Genomic DNA, 2,266 nt, shown 5'->3' on the forward strand with positions numbered 1-2,266 from the left:
CGCCCCGGACCACCTGGTACTGCCTGCGGGCTTCAAGCGCTGCGTCAAGCGCCGCACCGCTGTATGCGCGAGGAAACGTCGACTCTGGCGATCGCGCGGGTGTCGTCATGGGATTCCTTTTAGCGATGCGGCTTGAGGTTACTCCAGTTTTTCGGTCACATGCATGGGCCGCGCCAGTTCCTGATGGAAGGCGGTTTGTGCAGACCTTGCCGCAAGACCGGTGCAGGTTCGGGAATAATGGGCTCATGCCGCCTACCCACTCCATCTGGAGCGCCTTGCGCCAGCCTTCGTTTCGCGGCCTGTGGCTTTGCGGCGGCGTCTTTTTCATTGGCAACGGCATGCAGTCCATGGCGGCTGCCTGGCTCATGGTCGAGCTCACCGGCTCGTCCTTCCTGGCGGCGCTTGTGCAGACCGCGGTGTTCCTGCCCATGTTTTTGCTGGCCCTGCCCGCAGGCGTGCTGGCCGACACGACCGATCGTCGTCGCCTGATCTCTGGCGCGCTGATGGCGCAGGTGGCCGCCTGCGCGCTGCTCGCCTTGCTGGTGCTGGGGGGCTGGAGCGGGCCGGGATCGGTCCTTTTTCTGGTGTTTGTGTGTGGCTGCTGCACGGCGGTGCTGACGCCCGCCTGGAACTCGTCGGTGGTGGACCCGGTTCCCCGCGACGAATGGCCGCAGGCTATTACTGCCGTCAGCATTGCCTACAACGCGGCGCGCGCCATAGGCCCCACGCTTGCCGGCCTGCTGTTTGCAGGCCTGGGCGCGGGCTGGGTGTTCGCGGTCACGGTATTCACGACGCTGGTCATGTGGGAATCGATACGCCGCTGGCCGCCACGCGCGCACCCGCCGTCGCGCCTGCCGGCCGAGCGCCTGTGGGGCGGCACGCTCAGCGGCCTGCGTTTTGCCTGGCATTCGCGCATCATCCTGGCGCAACTGGTGCGGGCCATGGCCTATAGCGCGGCTGGCTCGGCACTGTGGGCGCTGCTGCCGGTGATTGCGCAGCGCCAACTGGGCACCGGCGCGGAAGGCTTCGGGCTGCTGATGGGTTGCCTGGGAACGGGTGCGGTGGCGACCGGGCTGGGAATCGGCCGGATGCGCGAGCGCTTCGGGCTCGATGCCGTCGTGGGCGCCAGCTGCATCGCGTTTTCTGCCGTCATGCTGCTTGCCGCCTGGGTCCGCGTGCCGCTGCTGGTCTATGGCGCCATGGCGGTGGGTGGCGCCGCCTGGATGGCGGCCATGTCCACCTTCAACACCGCCACGCAGGCCAGCGCGCCGCCCTGGGTGCGCTCGCGCGCGGTGGCCCTGCATATCGTGGCGTCGCTGGGCGCCTTCGCCATCGGGTCAGCGTTCTGGGGCGCGGTGTCCGACATCGTCGGCTTGAGCGCCGCGCTGGTCGCGGCCGGTTTGCTGATGGCCGCCGGCCTGCTGCTGGCGCGCCCGTTCCCGCTGCGCGTGGGCGCGGCCCACGAAGTGACGCAGGGCACGCCCTGGCAAGAGCTGTTCGTGGAGGCCGAGCCCAGCCCGGAGGCTGGGCCGGTGGCGGTAGAGGTGGCCTACCGCATCCGCCCCGGGCAGGAGCGCGCTTTTCTTGACACCATCAGCCAGATGAAGGCACCGCGCCGGCGCGATGGCGCCACCTTCTGGCGTGTCTACAAGGACCTGGGCGAGCCATCCCGCTATGTGGAGCGTTTCATCGTGACATCATGGGCCGACTACCTGCACCAGCGCGCGCGCGCCACCGTGGCCGATCACGCGCTGGAAGCAGAAGTGCGCGCCTTCCTGCTGCCCGGCGAAAGCGCGCGCATGTCGCACTACATTGCCGAGCGCTGAGGCTGCGACCGCCAGGTTTTGGCCAGCCTGCCGTCAGGCGTCAGGCGATAGCTGCGAAAATGCCGCCATCGTGAGCAAGTTGTGTGCGCCTCTTGTTGCACACGCCCCCAAAGTAGAGAAAGCATATTGAACAATATTGAATTAAATCAACCGTTTAGTCCGTGGCGTTTAAGTGTGGCGCCCATGATGGACTGGACCGACAGGCACTGCCGCTACTTTCACCGCCTGCTGTCGCGCCATGCGCTGCTGTACACCGAAATGGTCACGACCGGCGCGCTGATGCACGGCGACGTGGCGCGGCACCTGCGCTTCAACGCCGAAGAGCACCCGGTGGCGCTGCAACTGGGCGGCAGCGAGGCGGCCGATCTGGCCCATTGCGCCCGCTTGGGCGAGCAGTGGGGCTACCAGGAAATCAACCTCAATTGCGGCTGCCCCAGCGA

2 protein-coding genes are annotated in these 2,266 nt (G+C 67.3%); both read left to right on the forward strand.

All coding sequences use genetic code 11. The annotated features are described in order from the left end of the window. Positions 1–245 precede the first annotated feature (245 nt). Entirely contained in the window at positions 246–1,826 is a 1,581-nt protein-coding gene (locus IV091_RS16920; RefSeq protein WP_293470429.1) for an MFS transporter, read from the forward strand. A gap of 183 nt (positions 1,827–2,009) precedes the next feature. Beyond that, positions 2,010–2,266: tRNA-dihydrouridine synthase (locus tag IV091_RS16925; protein ID WP_293470430.1), on the forward strand; the 257-nt coding region annotated here is incomplete at its 3' end.

It is taken from the genome of Polaromonas sp. (assembly GCF_018780625.1).
Classification (GTDB): domain Bacteria; phylum Pseudomonadota; class Gammaproteobacteria; order Burkholderiales; family Burkholderiaceae_C; genus Polaromonas.